Annotated in this window: 17 protein-coding genes; 1 reads left to right on the forward strand and 16 read right to left on the reverse strand. The window is 44.4% G+C overall.

Features of this window, described 5'->3' with window-relative positions:
- Positions 1 to 8: 8 nt before the first annotated feature.
- From ABRS97_RS20155 to ABRS97_RS20175, 5 genes are all read right to left on the reverse strand, one after another.
- Positions 9 to 3,308 carry a non-ribosomal peptide synthetase gene (locus ABRS97_RS20155; protein ID WP_367816934.1) on the reverse strand — a complete coding sequence of 1,100 codons (3,300 nt, stop codon included), beginning with the start codon at positions 3,306 to 3,308 and terminating at the stop codon, positions 9 to 11.
- A gap of 1,185 nt (positions 3,309 to 4,493) precedes the next feature.
- Positions 4,494 to 5,120, reverse strand: coding sequence for a class I SAM-dependent methyltransferase (locus ABRS97_RS20160; protein ID WP_367816936.1), 627 nt, complete (start codon positions 5,118 to 5,120; stop codon positions 4,494 to 4,496).
- A 14-nt stretch (positions 5,121 to 5,134) separates the two neighbouring features.
- The gene (locus tag ABRS97_RS20165) at positions 5,135 to 5,923 is read right to left on the reverse strand and encodes an ABC transporter permease (protein WP_367816937.1); all 789 of its coding nucleotides are present in this window, start codon (positions 5,921 to 5,923) and stop codon (positions 5,135 to 5,137) included.
- On the reverse strand, positions 5,913 to 6,854 hold the full coding sequence (locus ABRS97_RS20170) for an ABC transporter ATP-binding protein (protein WP_367816939.1): 942 nt from the start codon (positions 6,852 to 6,854) through the stop codon (positions 5,913 to 5,915). Before ABRS97_RS20170 ends, ABRS97_RS20165 begins: the two co-directional genes overlap by 11 nt.
- Before the next feature lie 33 nt (positions 6,855 to 6,887).
- A complete protein-coding gene (locus tag ABRS97_RS20175; protein WP_367816941.1) occupies positions 6,888 to 7,631 on the reverse strand; it encodes a TetR/AcrR family transcriptional regulator in 744 nt (247 codons plus the stop codon).
- Positions 7,632 to 8,144: 513 nt separating this feature from the next.
- Between ABRS97_RS20175 and ABRS97_RS20180 the strand changes: the two genes are divergently transcribed.
- On the forward strand, positions 8,145 to 8,801 hold the full coding sequence (locus tag ABRS97_RS20180) for a response regulator transcription factor (protein ID WP_367816943.1): 657 nt from the start codon (positions 8,145 to 8,147) through the stop codon (positions 8,799 to 8,801).
- Between the two features lie 239 nt (positions 8,802 to 9,040).
- Here ABRS97_RS20180 and ABRS97_RS20185 read toward each other — a convergent pair whose 3' ends face one another.
- The 11 genes from ABRS97_RS20185 to ABRS97_RS20235 all read right to left on the reverse strand — a co-directional run.
- On the reverse strand, positions 9,041 to 14,470 hold the full coding sequence (locus ABRS97_RS20185) for an S-layer homology domain-containing protein (RefSeq protein ID WP_367816945.1): 5,430 nt from the start codon (positions 14,468 to 14,470) through the stop codon (positions 9,041 to 9,043).
- A 701-nt stretch (positions 14,471 to 15,171) separates the two neighbouring features.
- A complete protein-coding gene (locus tag ABRS97_RS20190; RefSeq protein WP_367816947.1) occupies positions 15,172 to 17,031 on the reverse strand; it encodes a diguanylate cyclase in 1,860 nt (619 codons plus the stop codon).
- Positions 17,032 to 17,295: 264 nt separating this feature from the next.
- The gene (locus ABRS97_RS20195; RefSeq protein ID WP_367816948.1) at positions 17,296 to 17,745 is read right to left on the reverse strand and encodes an SMI1/KNR4 family protein; all 450 of its coding nucleotides are present in this window, start codon (positions 17,743 to 17,745) and stop codon (positions 17,296 to 17,298) included.
- 62 nt (positions 17,746 to 17,807) lie between these two features.
- Entirely contained in the window at positions 17,808 to 18,095 is a 288-nt protein-coding gene (locus ABRS97_RS20200; RefSeq protein ID WP_367816950.1) for a hypothetical protein, read from the reverse strand.
- A gap of 7 nt (positions 18,096 to 18,102) precedes the next feature.
- A complete protein-coding gene (locus ABRS97_RS20205; protein ID WP_367816952.1) occupies positions 18,103 to 18,741 on the reverse strand; it encodes a hypothetical protein in 639 nt (212 codons plus the stop codon).
- 84 nt (positions 18,742 to 18,825) lie between these two features.
- Entirely contained in the window at positions 18,826 to 19,050 is a 225-nt protein-coding gene (locus ABRS97_RS20210; protein WP_367816954.1) for a hypothetical protein, read from the reverse strand.
- 88 nt (positions 19,051 to 19,138) lie between these two features.
- The gene (locus ABRS97_RS20215; protein WP_367816956.1) at positions 19,139 to 19,396 is read right to left on the reverse strand and encodes a hypothetical protein; all 258 of its coding nucleotides are present in this window, start codon (positions 19,394 to 19,396) and stop codon (positions 19,139 to 19,141) included.
- Positions 19,371 to 19,703 (reverse strand): hypothetical protein, encoded by a 333-nt coding sequence (locus ABRS97_RS20220; protein WP_367816958.1) that lies wholly within the window; start codon positions 19,701 to 19,703, stop codon positions 19,371 to 19,373. The genes ABRS97_RS20215 and ABRS97_RS20220 overlap by 26 nt, the downstream gene beginning before the upstream one ends.
- A 220-nt stretch (positions 19,704 to 19,923) precedes the next feature.
- Positions 19,924 to 20,379, reverse strand: a complete 456-nt coding sequence (locus tag ABRS97_RS20225; RefSeq protein ID WP_367816959.1) for a contact-dependent growth inhibition system immunity protein — start codon at positions 20,377 to 20,379, stop codon at positions 19,924 to 19,926.
- Between the two features lie 19 nt (positions 20,380 to 20,398).
- Positions 20,399 to 21,244, reverse strand: a complete 846-nt coding sequence (locus ABRS97_RS20230; protein WP_367816961.1) for an RHS repeat-associated core domain-containing protein — start codon at positions 21,242 to 21,244, stop codon at positions 20,399 to 20,401.
- A gap of 124 nt (positions 21,245 to 21,368) precedes the next feature.
- The coding region (locus ABRS97_RS20235) for a transposase (protein WP_367816963.1) at positions 21,369 to 21,726 on the reverse strand (358 nt) is incomplete at its 5' end.

Consider the following 21,726-nt stretch of genomic DNA (forward strand, 5'->3'; position numbering starts at 1 on the left):
TTCACCTCCTATTTGCTTCCTTCCAATTGTTCCTGTACTTCTACCTCATCCATCTCCCGGATCTCTGCCAATATCTTATTCTCAATCGATACCGACAAAAGTTCGATCGTTGGGTTATCAAACATTGTTTTTAACGGCAATTCAACGTCAAACGCCTCAGCGATCCTGGAAGTCACTTGAATCAACAACAGCGAATGACCGCCAAATTCGAAAAAGTTATCGTACACACCGATTTGCTCCAGATCGAGCACCTCGTTCCAGATCCCAACCAACGTTTCTTCGATTGGTGTTCGAGGTGCCACATACGCCAGATCTCCCTCTCTTCTGCTTCGATTCGGCTCAGGCAGCGCACGGCGATCAATTTTTCCATTCGCTGTCACTGGCATCCTTGGCAGTTCCACGAATAAAGCCGGTACCATGTACTCGGGCAACTTCTCCTTTAAATATCTGCGCAATTCTTCGACAGGAATGGATTGCTCCGGTTGTGGTACGATGTACGCTACAAGTTCCTTGGATCGATCTCTGTCACCTAAAGCCGGTTTGTCTTTCGCTATAATCAACGCTTCTTCGACGTCCGGATGTTGAGTGAGCACGGCTTCTATCTCGCCCAATTCCACACGGAACCCGCGAACCTTTACCTGGTTATCCACACGTCCCAGAAACTCGATGTTTCCATCTTCCCAGAATCGGGCGCTATCTCCCGTCCGGTACATTCTTGCTCCTTTGCTGATTCCGTATGGATCCGCTATAAAGCGATCGGATGTCAATTCAGGCGAGCCCGCATATCCTTCTGCCAAGCATTCCCCTCCGATATACAGATCTCCCGCAACGCCGATCGGACACGGGTTCAAATTCGAATCCAGAATGTAGTACCTGGCGTTCTGAATCGGCTTCCCGTAAGGGATACTATTCTGCTCCGGTTCCACCACTCCGATCCGGTAGAAGTTGGACCATACCGTCGCCTCCGTTCCGCCGCCCAGACCCACAACCTCAACTTTCGGGAAATGTGACTTCAACACGTCCGGAAGTTTGACCGGAATCCAGTCTCCGCTCAGAAAGACAAGCCTCAGCTGGCTTTGCATCGTTCTTTCCGCCTGTTCGTCCAGGAACGGCACTAGTTGCTGCAGAGCCGCCGGCGCCGAATCCCAGAACGTAATCCCGCCGTTGCATAACTCATCCAGCAGCCGTTCCGGGTCTCTCACCTCATCTTCATTGGCGATGCGGATAGAGCCGCCCGCAGCCAACAGGCCGAAGAGATCATACACCGATAAATCGAATCCGTACGAGGTCGTCCAGAGAACGCGGTCGCTTTCCCCGACCTCGAAGGTCTTGTTGACCCACTCGATCAAATTAATCACCGGTTGATGGCGCACCATCACGCCTTTGGGCGTTCCGGTCGATCCCGACGTGTAGATGATATACGCAAGCTCGCCTGCCCCTTCCAGATTATGGACGCTTTCCTCGCGAATCGCAGTTGTCTCTAGATCCACGCAGACACGTTGGCCTCCATATGACTGCAATCGCGCCGTTAATCCAGATTGCGTCAGCAGAACGGTTGCTTCCGCATTCTCCACAATATAAGCAAGCCGTTCCGCAGGATATGCCGGATCAAGAGGCACATAAGCGCCTCCCGCTTTCAGTATCGCCAGCAGGCCTACGACCATTTCCCAGGATCGTTCCATGCATATAGCGACCCGTGTGTCGGAGCTGACTCCCTTGCTGCGCAAGTAATGGGCCAATTGGTTGGCCTGTTCGTTCAACTCCATGTAGCTCCAGCGTTTCTCTCCCCACAGCACAGCCAGCGCACCCGGATTTCGCTCCGCTTGCTCCTCGAATATCCGGTGCATTTTCTCGTCTCTTGTGTACTCCTTGGCGGTGTCGTTCCATTCGGCAAGCAGTTGGCGGCGCTCTTGTTCGCCGAGCATTGGCAATTCCGAGAGCTTCCGATCCGGCTGGACCGCAATGCCTTTCAACAAGTTCAGATAATGTTCGGCCATACGCGCCACCGTTGTTTCGTCAAATAAATCCGTTTTGTATTGAAAGCCTGCGAGTAGCGAGGTGGCATCGACTTGTAAAGTTAAATCAAATTGACCTTCCAGTTGCGGGAGATCCAGAGGCTCCAGCGTAAGCCCTCCCCATGCCAGTCGCGCATTAGGATCGCCTATAATAAAAGAAGTTAGCTCATTCGCTTCAAGTCTGGGAGCTCTCTGATAAACAAAAAGCGATTGAATAATCGGAGAATGATTGGAGTCACGCTCAGGTTGCAGCTTCTCAACCAAAAGCGGAAAAGGATAGTCTTGATGCTCGATGGAAGCTAACAGTTTGTTCCAAACCTGACCTAGGTATTGGTTGCAAACAGGATCGCTGCCGAGGTCTGAACGCACAACGATTGGATTGACAAAATAGCCCACTACACCTCGAAAATCGCTTCTGCTTCTTCCTGCGACCGGGGTTCCCACAATGACATCGTGTTGGCCTGTATAACGGCTGAGCAGGATTTGATAAGCACTCAACAAAATCGTGTTAAGTGTAATGCCCAGCTTTTTCCCAAGGATCTCTAATTCCCGTCCCAGCGCCGGGTTTATTTGAAATTTATACGTAGCGGCCAAATCTTTCCGTTTCGACCTTACAGGAGGAAAATTTAATTTCGGTAATTCTCCGCCTAATTGGACTTGCCAATAATCCCAAGAGCGTTTGGCTTGCGGTCCGGACAGCAGCTCATTTTGCCATTGAATGAAATCGATATATGTTGCGGTAAGAGGGGGTAAAGCAGCGTCCATTCCGAACTCCTTTGCTGCATAGAGCACGCACAGTTCATCCAGAATGACGGCCAATGACCAGAAGTCAATCGCGATATGATGAAAATTTGCCAAGATAACCTGCTCGCCGGGTCGGTTAAATAGTTTGACTCTGAATACTGGACCCTTTTCAAGATCGAAAGGAGCGTGCAGTTCATCAGTCAGACTTTGTCTGAACGTCTCTTCCTCCTGATCAGCGGCATTAATTTGTTCAAAAGGAACCGGCATACGTTCGTGAACTTTTTGCATGGGTGTGCCATGTTGAATGGCATAAGTCGTTCGAAGGGCGGGATGCCGGGCCATCAACGCAGCAAATGCGCTCTGTAAAGCAGCTGTATTCACTTCGGATGTCGTTCTCGCAGCGAAATGCATATTGTACGACGAGCTCTCCGGAGACAACTGGTAAATAAACCAAAGCGCTCGTTGACCGAAGCTTAATGGATGAAATTCGTCGACCGCAAGATTCCGTTGATTCCCTGCAAATCCTTGTTGCAAAGGCATTTGTCCCATTCAGTTCTCTCCCTTAATCTTTTATTAATTTCTTGTAAATATTTCTAATTTCAACAAAATAATGCTTTGTTCTATGTTTAGAATAACAAGGATTTCGTCCTTTCTCACCGAAAATTGTAGTGAACAAGACCGCATATTATTTGCAGGTTTCCGCAGATGAACCCACTTTATTCGGCTAATGCCCGCGTATGCATGTCAATTAGAGACGCAGGAAAAACCTAGCAGAAAATCACCGCTAGGTCCTTTGCTTTACTGTGCTATGCGTTACGTTTGCGCAAATGGAGGGAACTTAAGTATGGGGTTCCAACCGCTGTTAAAGTCGTGTTCCTTGATTGGACAAGGTGGTGCGAACACGACTTTAAAGGCGGCCGCTATCGCTTTTTCACCCCACACCCATTCCCACTTCTGTTCTACTTTGTGCTAACTTCCACTTCTCTTTCCCCTAACCTGTCTTCAATCCGGTATTCATATCCATGAACTCCCCTGTAAGAGTAAGATTCCGGGTACATTTCGCCTCCGTAAGCTTCGCAGGAAAGCCGAGGAGGTACTGCCGGACCGCCAATTCCTCATGCACAGCGATATCGATGGAACTACGGTGCCTTATTCCACGATAACGTCCCTTTTCTCCCCCTGAAGAGGAACTGTGGTGCGTTAAATGAGCGAAAACATGCCTGAAACCCAGCATTTCCTGCTCATAACGCACTGTAGTTCCGCGAAATGTCCATACAACCGAAAATACCGCCGCATAACGCATCTACGTTCCGCTCACCCATGCCAAAAGACGATCCATCGCAGTCGAGGCGGTATTTCAATACTCCAAACCGCAGTGGCACTTCTGGATCTTCGACGTCCATCCTGCCAAATGCCCGCGCCACACGATGCGTGCGGAATCTCTTGCCTGCCTTAAGAACAACCTAGCCTGCGGCCAGGTCATTGTCTAAACCGGATACAGGGCTCCAGGCGCTGTTGAAACTCCTGTTACCCGAATCATTTTTTGTGGTATCCGCCCTATATCCATCCCCTCCTCTGTTCTGCTTTCAGGGCGCAATTCACACCTATGTACTTGACCGTTTCCCCGTCAGTTCCATGATGCGCTCCGCCCACGCCAAAAAGTCTGCCCCAAAAAAGGGCAGACTTTAGCTGCTGGTTGAGCTATGAACAGGGATGCTTCATACTGAGATGATCTTACGAGTTAGGCACACCAGGTCTAGCCCAGACCAAATGGATCGTGCCGAAAAAGTAATGCTCCGCTCGCTCAACAATCATGCCTGATTGTTCAATGATCTTCATCATGTCTCTGTCAATACGGCATCCGGAAAATTTGCTTACAACCGGATTTGATATTTTTTGGAGAGTGCCAAGGATCGGATTCGCGCCGATTCCATGTTCCATGAGCAATATACGACCATCTTTTCGGCACCAGCCTTGGAATTTGCGTAGAACTAGCTCCGGGTTTGAATAACTGCATAAGGAAAGTGTGGAGACAATGGTGTCGAACGAGTTTTCATGACATTCAAGCGTCTCTATGTCACTTTGCAAAAAAGCAGCACATAACCCAAACTCTTCGGCTGCCCTTTTGGCTCTTATAAGCATCTCCGGGCTAAAATCGACAGCATTTATCCTCGTTAGAGACGGATCGTAGTAAGGGAAATTGGCTCCTGCACCGACCCCTACCTCGAGTACATCCCCTTTAACATCTTGAAGTAATTGACTCCTCCAATGCGACAAAATCATTTTTTTCCGGTTCTCTTCGTACATGCCGGCTTGCTTATCGAATTTTCTGATTAAATCCTCCTTTTTTATTAGATCCACTTCCTTATCTTGATTTAATTTGAACGCCAATCTAGTTTGCGCGAAGCGATGAATATTGCAATGAATAACCAGAGAAGCAACGCCCCAAGAAATATCCAAAATTTCATTTCGAATGTGTTGTTAAGGACTTCCGTCAAGACAAGAGCTGCTTCCCCGGTCGGGAGGAGGTAGGAGGTTATTTTCAAGAACACCGGCAATTGCTCCAATGGCAGAAGCACAGGACTGAGGAATGTTACAGCCAGATAAGGCAGGTATGAAAATATGGCGAAATGCCCCATATGCTTCGCATGGCTTCCTAACGTATTTCCCACTATCGTCATACTGCTGGCAGCGAGCATCGCGATCGGTGCGACGATGAGCAGCGTAGCCAAAGGTACGCCAAGAAACACATATCCAATGACTAAGCTGCTCAGTAGTGCAGGTATCGCAAAAATAATAGATTCAACAAAAACGGCGGCCATAAATGCGCCTTTATGAACAGATAAGCTGCCATAATAGTCGAGCTCTCCTTCAATTTTCATCAGAGCCGTTCGTTGAATGGAGAAGCTCACACTTCCAAAACTGACCGTCATGACAATATTCCCGGCAAGCAGCCAATGGGATTCAGGGCCAACGCCAACATACTTGTTCATGATCCAGAATAACCCCAGCGGGAGTACGATCCCCATTAACAATAAGAATGGAGCCGCCGAACGAATATCTGTAACCAGCACCCTTAACAATAAACCGAATTGGTGAAACCAGGATAACCTCGTTTGGACCGAAGATACAGACGCCGTGTAAGACAAAGCTTTAGCTTCCAATTTTCTCCCTCCCGCTTATTTCAAAATAAATATCCTCTAGATTTGGCGTAATAATCCTGAAGTCTTCCAGTGCACTCAGATTAGGGAGCAGGTAAGTGATTGCTTCTTCTACTTTAGCCTGCGGAAGCATGATAATATGGCGATTTTGGCTGGAATGCAGCACATTTGGCCATTTGTGCAGCAAATCTGCCACCTTTTTCTCCGAATCGGAGCGAGATATCAGCTCCAGCCGTATCTGTTGATCTGTCTCCGCTTTTAATTCAGATGGCGTTCCTTGAACAATGATTCGGCCATTTTGCATAATCGCTACCTGATCGAGCGTTTGTTCTGCTTCTACAACATTATGCGTAACGAGAATAACAGTTCTTCCAGAATTGGCTGCTTCCCGGATACGTTTCCACACAACACGCCGGATTTCCGGATCGAGATCATTCGTCGGTTCATCCAGAATCACGATCGGGCGGTCTCCAATTAGCGTAATGGCAATGGCGACAAGTCTTCGCAAGCCACCTGAGAGAAATTGTATTTTTTTATCTGCATGAGGAATTAGATTGAAATCCTCCATAAATCGATCAGCATCCTGGCGAGCTTTGGCCCAGGAAAGTCCGCGCAATCGTCCGGTCGTTGAAATAATCTCGTGAGGCTTGGTCTGCATCGGCAGCCATACGCTTTGCGGTTGCATAACAACCCAATTGCTGGCCTGTTTGGCATTTTGAATCAGATCAATATTGAATAACTCAATACTTCCGCTTGATGGTTTGATCAAACCCGCCAGTTGACGAACTAATGTGGACTTCCCTGCGCCGTTCGGTCCAAGCAGACCAAAGACTTGCCCTTGATTAATCGTAAAGCTGAGGTTATCATTAGCCGGCGATTTATTGGACTGGTAATACTTAACGAGATTGTTAATTTTATAAGCGACGCTGGACACGGAAACCACCCTTTCCTATTGAACTAAAGCGTGCTAGTTACTACTGAAACGGTTATCCTTTTCAATTTCGGCAAGCCATGGAATCGGTGGCAAAACATGAGGTGCGGGACGCGGATCTTTGGAGATATTGAGAATGTTGCAGCCTATTTCATATAAAACTTCCAAGTACTCTGGACGCCAAGCGCCTATCATCTGGCTGCCAAGCAGCGTGTTAAAGGCAATGCAACTCATCTTGAGCGCTTCGGTATGCGATCGGCCAGCTTGGATTAATACGTTAGTCAAGGTCTCAACTTCAGTCTGTGTATAGCGGTTTAACACTTCAATACTTTCGGGCGGATGTCTCGCCGGAGAACCTAATAATTGCATGACCAAACGATTGTAGAGATGATAAATATCGGTCTGGGCAAGAATATTGGTGATCGTAAATACCCAGCCACGAAGCTGATCTTCAGGATTATCGCTGCTTGAAAGAGCAAGGCAACGCACCTGCTGCAGATAAGTAAATCCCGATTCAACGGTGGCCGTAAACAACTGCGCCTTGGAACCGTAGTAGTGGTGAACCAACCCATAACTAACTCCGGCTTCTGCTGCAATGCTAGATATTTTTGTGCCTAAATAACCTGTGTGGACGAAATTGCTTAAGGCGGAACCGAGTATTTTATTACGCTGGATAACAAGCAACTTGCTTGATTGATTATCTTCTGTGATTTCTGTCAATTTACTGCTCCTATGATTAATTTCATGTTTTTTCTCATATTTGTGATCTTCTTGGCCCATAACAAATTCACCTCCTTCAAAATATTCAGATTGATCGATCAGTCAATCAAAATATTGCTATTTATATTATGCATAATCAGGAATTACGTGTCAATAAATTCCATGGTAAATAATAGTTAAATTTCCACGCTAAATTATCGTTAATTGTATTGACATTTTTTTCTAATTATCATAGATTCTATTTATGCCATGCGGATTTACTAGTGTAACGCAATTTTCCTTACATTGCAGCGTCAGATAATTAGCATCTCCACCTACAAATAGATACGTTTTGTATCAAAATTTGCGTATTGTAATCGACAATTTCTGGATGAAGGGGATGATTAATTATGATAAAAGATAGGTTAAAGGGGGTATTCATAACAAACAAATAGGTTCTTTTATCGTTATCTCAGCATATTCAGCCATTCTCCTTGAAAAATTAGAAATGGACCTGTTCGAACAGGACTGCTCGACTTTCACAGCTTCGTTTTTCAAAGTATGTAGAAAAATAACTGTTGCGAGGAGATAAGCATGGTTCAAATTATGATCGTTGATGACTACTCATTAGTTGGCGAGGGTTTGAAAACCTTAATTGAACAAGAGGATGACATGGGCGTTACGGTAGTATCTTCCATACTGGAAACTTTGGAACATATGCGAAAAAGAACGATTGATGTCATTTTGATTGATGTCAAAAAATCGATTATTCATGAGATCGAATCCACTCGTCAGGTTCATGCCCTATATGATAAAACCCCCATTCTCATTTATTCCGGCTTTGATTTAAGCCCATATTATAATCTTCTTGTCGAATCAGGCATATCGGGTTTTTTAAGCAAAAAATCTACCAGGGAACAACTTATTACCGCTATCCGATGTGCGCATCACGGGGAGACCGTCATTCCTACCTTGCTTTTCAAGCAACTAAGAAGAACCGATATTCGAGTCATGCTCTCAGGAGAAGGGACTGCCGCGGAAGAAATATCTATCAACGAAAAGGAACAAGCAATCCTTCAAGAAGTCATTAAAGGCAAGAGCAACAAAGAAGTAGCATCCACCTTATTAATGAGCCAAAGAGCAGTTGAATACCATTTGACTCAAATATTCAGTAAATTAAATGTCCGGTCTAGGGTAGAAGCTATTAACATCGCAAAGCACCACGGACTGATTTCAGAAATTCATTGTTGAGAGAAAATACGTGAACATTGTCGATAACTTCTCCGATTTTCGGCTCCGGCAGTTTGGTTGGAACAACCGTCTCTTCCGTTTCGGATGGTTTGGAGGCAGACACCGAACAACCCTTGGATGCAAGATTTGCATCCAAGGGCTGTTCGATTGTTAGCCTGTTCATCAACTCGCAACCTCTATTAGAAAAAACAGCCTTTTCGCATGCTAGAGCAAGCGAAAGGCCGTAGGTGGTATCTACTTTATTTTTCTAGAATGTTGGTTAATGCTTGCGCCGCTTCAGCGCGGGAAAGGTTGCTCGATGGAGCGAATAGTCCTTGATCTCTACCCTGAAGAAGTCCTTTTGCGAATGCTGCACTCACTTGATGAATAGCCCATGGACTGATGGATGCTTGATCGGTATATTCTGCTGGAGTGTCCGAGGACAGCTTCGTACCGGTTTTCATCTCATACGCTCGCACGAGGATAACTGCCATTTCTTCACGGCTGATCGCTGCGTTTGGAGCAAAAGTGTCACTGTCGTAGCCTTGAATCAATCCGGATTCATATGCGGCGGACAATGCAGATGCATACCAGGCTCCTGCAGCAACATCTTTGAATTCATGCTGGGATTTAGCTTTTATCTCAAGTGCACGAACGATCATGCTGGCAAACTCTGCGCGTGTTACGTTTCTGTTTGGTTCGAAGGTATCGTCTGATACGCCTTCAATGACATGCTTTGCCGCCATCTTGAGGATAGCATTCGCTGCCCAACTAGTAGAAGCAACGTCTGAGAACGACTTTTTATACTCCAGAACGGCATACTTGCTGAAGTGGGAGACTTCAACGACAAGATATCCGTCTTCGAAACGGCTAGGCACATATTCCAGCGTTCCGTCATCTGCAATATAGTACACGCCCAAGAGGTCTTTGGAGACTCCCTCTTTTACCTTAAACCGTAGAGTAACAGGGGTGTCAAATTGGCTCAGCTTTGTCTGTGAGCCGTCTTTGCCCACAATCGCCAAAGTAAACTCTAGAACCTCACCTGGGGCCGTTAACACTGCACGGGCCTTCTCGCTGGATTTGCCTAATAACGTGGTTTGATCCTGCCCAGAGACGCTGGTTATCAACAATTGGATATTTCCGTCAGTAATGCCCTTGCCAGCCGCCAATTTCCGCAGAGCTTCAAGCGTTTGCTTTGGCAGGTCAATGGAGACATTCTGATGTTGAATCGTTAGCTTGTTGTCGCCTACGATCTGTGCCGCATTCACTGGCAGAAGAATCTCCTTTTTCCCTTGATCTACCGTAATCAAGACTCTACCATTTGAAGCTGTTTTTAACGCAGCCTCGTCTACAATTACCTTGGTATCATTGTTGTTGTTCGATCCAAGAGCAGCATTAATCGTTGTTGACGATTCATTTCTTGAAGATGAACTGGAAGTGCTGACCGTAACTGTCGGCAAGTAAACTTTCTCGAACTGTCCAAGGGTGTTCTTCACCACGAGCGCCAACTGATTGGCGGCGTAAACTCCACTCGGCAATGAAATGTTGATGGTTTGCTGGCTTCCGGACGCCACGGTCTCATATAGTTTTACGTTGTCATTAAATACTTGCACCTGTGCACCGGATTGTGCAGTGAATTCGATCGAAAGCTGATTGGTTACAGAAACATCCTTTACAGGATAAGAAACTTCAGTAAGGACGCTTCCTTTCACAAGCGTTTTTGTTACCACGTTGTTCAGACTTACGCTGTCCAAGTTCACGCGGTCGTAGCTTCCTTGACCTGCCGGATTCACCACGTCAGCCATTCTGATAACCAATTCGGCTGCTTCCGCTCTTGTCAGCAGTTTATTAGCATCATAAAGCGTGTTGGATACGGCGCTGACATCCACGCCAAGCGCGCTTCCCAGCATTTTCAACGCGGTATTGGCAGTGAGGTTGCCGGTATTTGCTGTGATGCTGCCACCGATCTTGGCATTACTCAATACCGCAGCAAATTCCATTGCGGACATGGTGTCTGCCGGTTTGAAATGATCGCTGTCTACTCCGCTCATATAGCCGAGATGCACAGCTTCATTGATGTAGCTGAGTCGAGAATCGTTTGCAGTATCGGCAAACAATACCTTCCCGCTGATCGCTTCCAGAAGTTTAGACTCGTCTTTCATGATTTTCAGAATCCGATAATCCTTATCAACGATTTTATCTTCCATAAGAGCACTCACGGCGAATGCCGTATCTTGTTGCTGGAATGCCTGAAACATCCAGATGTTGCTGCCGTTGCCGCCTGCTCTGCGGAACTGTGCAAGCATCATTTTGTACCATACGTCCTTGATCGCTTGATAATGTGCATCGCTTGGTTCTACTTCATGGCCTGTCAAATCACGGATTGCATTTGTCGCTCTCAGCCCGAACTCCTGTAACAGGACAGGACGATTGTTTTTCTTGGCTTCTTGCGCAAAGTTCGTAACAAAGTCGTCCATTTTGAAGTAAGACATAATGTCATTTACGGTTGCCCAATGTTCATTCGGATACGGGTGAAATGAAACGCTATCCAGATTGTCCTGGATTTGCGTCAGCACAGGGTTTTGGCCGAAGCCTGATGTAAGCCCTGCAAAACCTTGATAGCCCTGGCCTTCGGCGCCTGCGATCACAAGATGGTTGCTATCTTTGGATTTAATATAACCAGCGATGGAGTTAAGCCATGATCCCATCTTCTCGCCAGTCGGGTCCCATTGGGACAGATCAGATGACTTATCGTCGCTTCGATCCATTCTCGGTTCATTCATGATGTCCCAAGCAAAGATCGTCGGATCATCCTTGTACTTCAAATTATTCGCAGTATTCGTACGGTTCGTTACATAGTCGATGTAATTTTTGAAAATCGTTTGAGCTGCCTCGTTTGAGTAGAAGTTCAATACGTCAATATTGAGCGATTTGGCAATAGCGCGCATGCCGCCATAGTCTCCCCAATAATTGGAAAGTGTTGGAATCACCTTCAAATTATAACGTTTGGCCGTGTTTAAAATATAGTCAAAACGTTTGAACTGATCTTCGTTAAAAGTGCTGTAATCTCCATTATAGAAAGTATATTTGTCAGAAAGATTCGTGTTGAACAGCCAGGTTCTTACGACTGTCATGCCCAGTTTTTGAGCTTCGGAAAAGTTCATATTGACAAGTTGTTCAAAAGTGATGCTAGTACCTGTAGGAATCACTTTCTCTAGTTTGCGGCCATCCGTCGTAAATTCGACGACTTTTTGGTTGCTGCCAGTCGTACTCGGATAGAAGAACGGAAGATTGTAAGTATTATATCCGACAAAATCAAATTTCTTCTGTCCAAGCATAAAATCCGATCCGTTTCGCGTAACCATAGGAGCATCGCTCGTGCCATTGTGTACAATAACGTCGATAAATTCGGTCGTTAACTGGCCTTGGTTGTCCTTGACGTCAATGATAAGTGTATAGACGCCATCAGCCAGCGAAGTTGTATCGAATGAAGCGCTGTATCGGTTGCCAGACGATAATGTCATTGGATATTTAGTGCCATTCACTTCAAGAGTCGCTGAATGGATGCCGGCCGGGTTCACGATGTCAGCCGTAACGTCATATACACTTGAAATAACTGAATATGCTTCTGGATTGACAAAGGCGATATTCGTCGCACTGTTTTTAACTTGAACTTCCAGTTCCTGGCTGGTTGTTGCACCAGTACTGGAGGCTGCTTGCAGTGTCAGTTTGTAAAAGCCGTCTTGAACTGCTGTGCTGTCCCACTGACCAACATATTTGCCGTTTGTCAACGTCAGCGGCACGTTGCCTGTCGGTGTTACGATCATTGCAGATTCCACCTGCTGACCCGGAGGCACTAGCAGGTTCGCTTCCAGATTCACGGTGCCGGACACCTTATCGTTGGCGGCTGGGGCAGTGATATTGGATTGGAATGTCTTATAGGTAATCAGTTGTACGTTGTCCACATATATAGGGCCTGAATATGTGATGAAGTATCCGGCCAATCGGATAATGAGCTGACCACTGTCATTGCGTTTGGTACTATTCAGTGGAGCTGTTACGTGTGTCTTTAGATATTGCTTATCACCTATCGTAATAGGTGTCAGCTCCGACAACTTGTAGTCTCGGTGAGCCTGAAATTCATAATAATTCTTATCCAATACAGTTCCGATCTTGGCAATGCCGTTTGGAGATTTTGCTTTGATTTCGATTGGTAAAAAGACGTCGTATTCAACTTTCTCATAAGTCGATAAATCAAATTTCGAGTTAGCTTCTCCGGATATCCAAGTTCCGATGTTCGTTTCATCAAAGTTTCCGCCTGTAAAATCGACATTAACTTGTAGTGCGCCATCCGTCAGATCATTGCTGTATTTTACAGGATAATTGGTTTGAAACGCGCCTCCCCATGCATCAAACCAACCGTTGTTGTTCGTATCGAATGTATAAGTATAATCACTGCCAGGTACCGGTTTGGTATAATCGGTTGCAGGCGCTTCCTTCTGCGAAGGAGGTTTCGGCGTAGTCGGTTCCGTATTCGAACCGTTGGATGCCAAAGTAATGTTGTCCATATACAAATTGCCGCTGAAAGTAGCGGATTGTCCCGCCAGCTTCACAACAAGCTGCTTGAATGTAGCTAGCTTGGCGGTCGGAATGCCCGAGAAATCAGTCGATACATGAAGCTTCTGATAATCAACGCCGTTAACCTGCTTGTAGACCGGGCTTTGGTTGATTGTAATATTATAGCTATCTTTAAATTGTTGCCAACTTGGATCGTTCATCCCCAACTGAAGGGCAAACTTGCCTGTTAACGATGTCGGAACATATACATCCAGATCAAGCTTGCTATACTGGCTTAAATCGATGGCGGAGGAACCGTTTACATTTATGCCAACCGCGGCCTCCTGCCAGCTTCCTCCATTGAAGTCCACCGGAACCGCCAATGAATAGGTGTTTCCTGTTACCGACATATCCTCGTTTACCGCTACCGGATTCGACGCACCGCCCCATGCAGGTCCCCATCCTTGAACCGCTCCGGCTTCAAAGTCATAGGAGATGTCGCTTTTGGAAGTTAACTTGATGTTGTCGATATACAAATTGCCGGTGAAAGTAGCAGATTGTCCCGCCAGCTTCACAACAAGCTGCTTGAATATAGCTAGCTTGGCGGCCGAAATGGTCGAGAAATCTGTCGTTACATGAAGTTTTTGATAATCAACGCCGTTGACCTGCTTGTAGACAGGGCTTTGGTTGATTGTAATATTGTAATTCGCTGCAAACTTTTCCCAACTCGGATCATTCATCGCTAACTCAACGGCAAACTTGCCTGTTAACGATGTCGGAACATATACATCCAGATCAAGCTTGCTGTACTGGCTTAAATCGATCGCGGAGGAACCGTTTACATTTATGCCAACCACAGCATCCTGCCAGTTTCCTCCATTGAAGACCACCGGGATCGCCAATGAATAGGTGTTTCCTGTTACCGACATATCCTCGTTTACCGCTACCGGATTCGACGCACCGCCCCATGCAGGACCCCATCCTTGAACCGTTCCATCTTCAAAGTCATAATTAATGCTTGCTGCCGCTGCGTGAGCAACATTGGCGGGAACAAGACCAAATGGCACTAAAGTCAGCACAAGAAGTACGCTGAGCCATGTGGCAAATCCCTTTTTCCATTTCCTTGCTATCATTGCATATCCCCCTCTGATAAATTGCTATCGATTTTTGTCGATGGATGAAAAATTACGGACTAGATTTATAAACACACATTCTAACTTTTTTAATACTCCTACCTCCAATCATTCAATTTTGTTAGCACTAAAAAATAACAAATAATTTCGCATATTTAAATTGTAAGCGCTCTAAATTAAATTGTACAGTATTTTTTGACGAAAAATGAAATATATTTGCATTTTTTTCGAAAAGATATTTATTTGTTAGTATTCCAAGCTAACAATTTACAGAATAAAATGTCAAAAAAACCAGTTTCTGATTCGTCGTCTACAAAATGACCAATCAGCCATGGTAAACTTGATCCCTCCCTCTGGATTTAGCCTCGTATCTTGCCTATCGACGAATGAAATGGAAGGTGCGCGCCCCTTTGCGTCAAGGAGATAAACGCCTAAAATTTCAGGCAGACGAAGACCCGCCACCGGCGTATGATAGGCCGTCGCAGTTGGGATGAATATATACTTCGCAATGGAGAGTATGTAGTACTTGTTGATGATGCATTTGAACAGGAAGACTTAACGAAAGTGTACTTCGGAGAAGATTTAGAAACGATCCCCTAGCATACCTTCAAAAACTTGAAAGTTGAAAAAAAAGAGCAGGGCCCCTCCGGATCTCAACATCACCGAAGAAGAATATACCCTGCTCATGAATCGTTTACTATTCAACCACAATAAACTTGATTCCGCCCTCTGGTTTTCGCCTCGTACAAATGCTTATCGGCTAAAGCAACTAGTTCGTCAGCCTTCATGCCTTGTTCAGGGATAACGGAATCCCCCCCAATACTTACGGTTACGCAGTCAGCCGCTTTCGAACCGGTATGCGGAATATTCAATCGCTTTACTGCGTCGCACAAAGCTTGCGCGATGGCAACTAAATCCGTCTCATGCGACCCGAACAGCAGCACCCCGAATTCTTCTCCGCCATATCGGGCTAAAAGCCCCCTTGACGTAAGTAAGGTGGAAGTCAGCGCCCGCGCTACTTCTCGGAGGCATTGATCCCCTTGCTGATGACCATAAGTATCGTTATACAGCTTGAAATAATCGATATCGATCAGCAGCAGCGCAATAGGTGCTTTCTCTGCTTGGCATTTGGCAAACTGTTGGATTAATTCGTTATCCAGGTGTCTGCGATTATAAATATTTGTCAGTCCGTCTGTAATAGACCATTCTCTAAGCTGCCCATTCAACGCCTCCAGCATGCCATTAGTTTGGGCCAGTTCTGCGGTCCGCTCCCCTACTTTTGCTTCCAGGCTGTCATTCATTTCAGCCAATTGTGCGGCTAAATTTTCGGTTGTATGGAAGGCAGTGGACAGCTTCTTAGACAATACAAGCGAGAAACAAATCGTAAAAGCCGTTACACCTAACGAATTCAGGTTAAATTCGGAATAACTTAGAACAAAGCCGAAAATATCAAACAACACAGCGATTATTAATATCAAAAAGCCGATCAAGGCGAACAGGCCCCCTTCTTTCTTACGAAAGGTTGCCACGATTAAACTTATTAGCGCATAGGCCAATGACAGCACCATGAAAATCTGGAAAACCAACAAAATCTGAAAATACACATTCGCCTTAAATAGTAAGGTAAATATGATATAGAGAGAAGAAAGGCTTACGCTTATCTTAACGAAATAAGATGAGATCTCGGTTGGAAACAGCTTACTTAGAAAGGCTGCCATTATCGGAACTGTAAGATACATACATATGTATTCTAGCTTCATGGCGGGTTCCCAGGGAATGTCAGGCGCAATCTTGGTTAGGAAAACGTTCCCAACCATGAGATCCCTCAATGCAACAATGAGGCAAAACAACCCAAAGTATAAAGTAGACATGTCCTTTTTGCGATAAAAGCTGAGACCCACATGATAGATTCCTGCCATGCTCAATACGCCCAAGAGAATAGCTTCAAAGACCATATTGCGGTCATGGCTGGCTTGAATCGCGGAAGAAGGCCCATACAGGATAGGCTCCCACATCCCACCTTTAAAATTATGATAATTGGATATTTGAAGGACCATTTGCATCTGATCGGACTTAGGCTGGAAGTAAACGACTTGCGAAAGCTTCTGTGGAACGCTGCTCAGGGGATCTGTACCCACTTTGCCGCTGGCAGCCAAGAGCTTGCCGTCTACCCAGAGCTTATAATTGGAATACATAACCGGAACCAATAGCCCCTTCAGTTCTTCCGGGTCGTCCAATATAAGCGTAACCCTGAATGTGGCATACCCGGTACGAGGAAGTTCCTTGCCATCCACCTTGAAGGCATCCCAATTATCAGGAAGACGGATAAAGCCCGTTAACGGCGGGTTCCCCTTTTTAAATTCCTCGGGCGTTATGAGCTGATTCCAGAAAAATTCCCAATCTCCGTTTACCTTCACCAGTTGATTTATGCTTTGCGGTTGCGACACATCCAAAATACCGTTTTTTGCCTGTAAACTTGCCCCAACATCCTCTGTTTGCAAAGCGCAGCCTGTTAGAACGAGCATGAGCAAGAGAACAAAGATGAGTTTTTTATGTATCATAGGGAGAGTTCTCCTTGTTGTCCGTATCTGTCGAGTTCTGTCCTATAATTACCATATGATGATTATGGTTATTCGTCAACCCGCATCTCTACAAATTAGGAAAAACCAGACAATACGCAAGTGCGTACATAGACCCATTCGATTGCGCATGGGAGTGGCTTGGGCATGGGGTTCCAACCGTTGTTCCGCCTATACCAACTATCGATACAGCAGCAGAAAAAGATGAACCGCCAAGCGATAGTCGCAAGGCGGTCAGTTTAATACTTAATCCGGTTGAAGTCCTTCGATGAAATCAGTAAAACTATCTGAAATTCGAAGCAAATAATTATATGATGGTTTTATTTCTTCATCATGTAAAAAGTCCCAATAGTAAATAGAACCACGATCACTACCGTCTACTGAAATACAAACCAAATTTTTAATAGGATCTTCACCAATTGCGATTATATTTGAGGGGAGTTTACCGTCCCTATTGAATACTAAATAGTTAGCAACCAAGCTCGGCCCTTTATCAATTAAGGGCAAAAAATTCATTGAAAAGCTTGTTACCTTACCATCTTTTGTGGAGAACTTACTTATTGATGGACTTCCCCCATTTTGTTTTAACAAGAATTGTTTATAATCCTCAGGTAGTTTGATCCCATACCGTTTCTCTACAGCATCAAGATGATCCGAAGTGATTGCTGGAAAGCTGTTTTCTATTATTAAATCCATTTAAATACACCTCTTCCTACTACGCCCAGCGATAGTCGCAAGGCGGTTGAGAGTACATTAGCTTATAGCACAATTTTCTGCCAGTAAGCACGACCTTCTTTTGTTTGTTCAAACCAGAATCCATCAAAATTATCATCATATGAAGCGACTAAATCGTCCATAGTTGCCTCCTCTGGATAAGCAATAAACATGTATTTAAGCGTTACTAATTCGATAATCAACTGCTTTAATTCATCTAAAGTTATTATTTCATTCTCAGTAATAAAATAATGTTCTATTTGAACAATACTTTCACCATCATCAGCTAAAGAATCTAATAACAGTCCATGCTTAATATTTAGATTGATCATATTTCACCTACTTTTGTTTTGGGTAAGGTCTGTAATGAGGTGCTTCATAATTACTACCATCTTTTTTCTTCAAAATATGCTCGTAGATTTTTTCTCCAGTATTCTTATTTGTAAATTCCTTTTCAATACTTTGACCGCCTTTATTTCTCATACCAGTTGTTGGTGAAGTTGTTTCAGCAGTTTCTTCCCAATCATCTGGATTATTCTCGATATCTTCTAAGTTTTTCTTAAATTTCTCTTGTTTTTCTTTTACTGGTCCTTCTTGCGGAGTATCACCTTCCATTCCCAACAACAGAACAAAAGGAGAATATCTTAATCCAAATACCAGAGCATTCCCAAGATTTCCTAGGGATTCTCCTACACCGCCCCAATTAATACTACTACCAGATTGGGGTAAGGAAATAGCACCTAAATTTGCTGATTTACCACCTACAGGTTGTGGTGTGCTTGGAGTAGGATTTAAGATTTCTTTTAGTGTCTTGGATATTTTTTCGCCTACACCTTTTGCATAATGAGCTAAGTCACTCTCATAATGCGTATTTGTTTGGGCACTGCCCCCACCATAGTCACAAGCTCCTGAATGTGAATAATTAACTCCATTCACTGTTGATTCGCACCAATTACCCGTAGGATCAACATTCGTCAATGGATTATTCTCAACATAAGTAAACCTATTCTGACTCAGCGGATTATCAATCTGCCCTTCGTAACTATCCTCTCCAACAAACCTTCACATCGACGGATCATACCATCTAGCCCTTAAATATTGCAGCCCAATCTTATTATCCATCATCTCAATGCTAAGCTTCGTCGTCACCGTGTCCGTTTTATCTATGGTACCTTGAATGGATAAAAAGAAAGAACGGCTATTTTCTGGATCGTCTAAAATAATAGATAGCCCATAGAACAGCGTTCCTGAATCCTCTAAGATAGCGGTAGATGAATAACGAAGCAACTGCCACTACAACTAGCCCCCAAAATGAGAATAGTTTCAATTACGTTCGTCCCTTCCAATAATAGTGAGATAATTCCATCTTACTACATCAATTAACTTCTGTCTGCGCTGGCATCAGATACGCTTGCTTTATTCTCATCATCCACTGTACGACATTAGCCAATTTACGCATGACGCATACATAGGCTTGATGTTTGGTCTTACCTTGTTTCTGTTTGCTCTCAAAGTAAGCGTATAAAACTGGATTCGTGGCTTCTTTCCTGTTCTTAGGTACGGTAATCTGCTTTATTGCAAGCCTATAGAATAGATCATGCAAAATTCTATTCCCATAAAGATTCTTCTTCATTTCGTACTTGCCACCTGTTCCACGAACAATTGGAGCAATGCCCAGCATACATAGCAAACACTATCAGCCGTAGTGAAGCGGTTAATGTCACAATTTCACTGATGAATGCACATGCAGTAAGGAATTCCATGCCTGTCATGGTTTCAAGCTGAGAGCCCAGTGTTTTTACCAGCTTTTTTAGTTCCCTTTCCATACCTTTAACTTCCTGTTGGTAGTGGCGAATATTGCGTACTAACGAACGTACCATTTCGTTACGCTTTGCTTGGAAATCAGATTCAGTATGACCATCAGCTTGAATCGTCGCCATGATATGTACAGCTTTGGACTATCCGCTTACACAAAAAAACGCTTAAAAGTGATCTTAGAGCGTCTGATTTCATTATATTTGCTATTCTATGCTTCACATGAAATTGGAGATTTAAGCAATCATTATCCCTCTCATAACTCTCTGAGCGGTTATTATGTTGTTAGCGATACAGCGGCAGAAAAAGAAAACCGCCAAGCGATAGTCGCAAGGCGGTAGACGGTTAGTTTCTATTTCGTATTTCTTGTAAATAACTTATTGTTACATCCAACATAGAATAATACTCTTCTTCATCGATTTTTTCATTAAAAGTGAATGAATTTTCTTTCCTTGCTATATAAGCTCTACTAAGAGTTACCAAAAAATCATCGAGCAATCTGATATTATCATTCCAATATTCTGATGTCACTTTATTTAAAGAATTGATAACTTCACCATCATATAATTCACCTACAATAGGATTATTAGAGATTCTGATCAGTGCCTCCCAGAGTACAAAGTTAAGATGTTTTTTTTGTCTGATAAGTCTTGCAAGATCACCATCGGGAAGTTTTTCTAGTGAGAAATCAAGAATACTTTGATACCATTCTGATAAAGGAGCTGATTCAATTGTTTTCACATGGAAAGTTAGCCCCTCAATTTTTCTAATTGCCGAGATAGTTAGTCCTCTATCAATCATTGAATATCCAACTCCCTTACTATTTTTGAGGGTACTTTTCCTTTATTTTATCGACTCTATCAAGTATCTCTTTTCCTTGACTAACCGCTTCTTCAAATTTCTTTCTTATTTCCGGATTTAATTTAGGATTATTTAAACTACCTTCCAGACCACGTACGGCTTTCCTTAATCCCGCAGCAGCATTCTCAACCTCAGTTTTGTGATCCCATGGCTCACCGTCTTCATCGAGTATGGGATCTCCATTCAGATCCCTTTCATATGCTTCTAAATGTCTATCATCTAAATGGGGGAGATTCGCAGCAGCCCTTTTAAGCGAAGCTGCCTGTGAATCTGTAAGTTTACCTTCATCTTCTGGAGTTCGTTCTTCTTCATGGCTATCTTCTTTTTTACCCTCACTGCTATCGCTATTAAAAGCAGCTTTTACTTTTCCCCAAACCATACTAAATCCAACAATTACGCTAGCACGCATAGCGTCATACCCAGCTTGTGCAGGTGTATAACCACTACTTTTTACTGGAGTTGCACTAAGAGCAGCAGAACCTGCCAAAATACCTTCTAGTGCTGAAATTAAAGAAAGTATATCATGACCACTAGGATCAGTATAAATAAGTGGATTATTCTTTACATAAGAAAACCTATTCTGACTCAAAGGATTGCTGATTTGCCCAGCATACGTATCCTCCCCAACAAACCGCCCCATACTCGGGTCATACCATCGAGCCCTTAAATATTGCAGCCCAACCTTATCATCCATCATTTCACCGCTATACTTAAACGGCTGTGGCAGGTTCTCCTGCTGACTAACAATATTTCCAAAGATGTCATACTGGTACGAATTAAGCTTCGTCGTACCCGTTGCATCCATGAGATTAACTACATCGCCATGACCATTCTATCTATAATACCTTTCACGGCCATAAAACAAGGGATGAGTCTCGCTCACCCCTCCATTTTAACATAAACTCCCATAGGATTGTTTGTTTTACGGCTCACTGTGCTTGTGGTAGCGGTTCTTCTGGCATCACATAGGCTTGCTTCGTGGTCATCAGGTAATACACGATGTTCACCAGCTTCCGCATCACGCATACATAAGCCTGCTGACGTGTCTTTCCTTGCCGCATCTTGCTTTCGAAGTAGGCATGAAGATGCGGATTCGTGGCTTGCTTTCGGTTCTTCGGCACGGTGATTTGCTTGATCGCCAGCTTGTGGAACAAGTCGTGTAGCTCCCGATTGCCGAAGTGATTCTTCCGCATGGCGAACTTGTTGCCAGAAGCGCGCATCACCGGAGCGATTCCGGCGTACATGGCCAGCTTTTGCGGTGTCGGGAAGCGGTGAATGTTCCCGATC

Source organism: Paenibacillus tabacirhizosphaerae, from assembly GCF_040812395.1.
Taxonomy (GTDB): Bacteria; Bacillota; Bacilli; order Paenibacillales; family NBRC-103111; genus Paenibacillus_E.